This is a genomic window from Kitasatospora sp. MBT66, assembly GCF_000710405.2.
Lineage (GTDB): Bacteria > Actinomycetota > Actinomycetes > Streptomycetales > Streptomycetaceae > Kitasatospora > Kitasatospora purpeofusca.
Window position 1 is genome coordinate 1 of record NZ_JAIY01000041.1, and the last position, 388, is coordinate 388.

A 388-nucleotide genomic window follows, 5' to 3' on the forward strand; every position below is an offset into this window, starting at 1 on the left:
CCGCTCGCCGATCTCGGCGGGGCCGAGCCCGGTGGCGGCCAGCCGCGCGATCCGCACCTCCTGCCCGGTCAGCGGACGGCTCCCGGGCCCGTTCGGCGGTCCGCCCGAGCCGGCTACGGCCGCTCCCGGCAGCCCGGCGCAGCGATCCGCCCACGGCGCCGCACCCAGCTCCCCGAACGTACGACGCGCCGCACCCAGCAGTGCGTCCGCGTCCCGGCATCCCCTGGCGCGCAACCGGAGGCCGTGTGCCAGCTGCAGCCTGGCGAAGGTGAAGACCCAGCGCCGGGCACCGGGAACGGCGCAGGCCGCCTCGAACAGGGCATCGGCATGCCTGTCGTCGGCGGCGATCGCCTCCGCCGCGGCCAGCAGGAAGGCGTGGTGGCCGGAG

Annotated in this window: 1 pseudogene; it reads right to left on the bottom strand. The window is 77.8% G+C overall.

The window, feature by feature from the left end:
* A pseudogene (locus tag BI06_RS52200) lies at positions 1-388 on the bottom strand (helix-turn-helix transcriptional regulator); the annotation flags it as partial.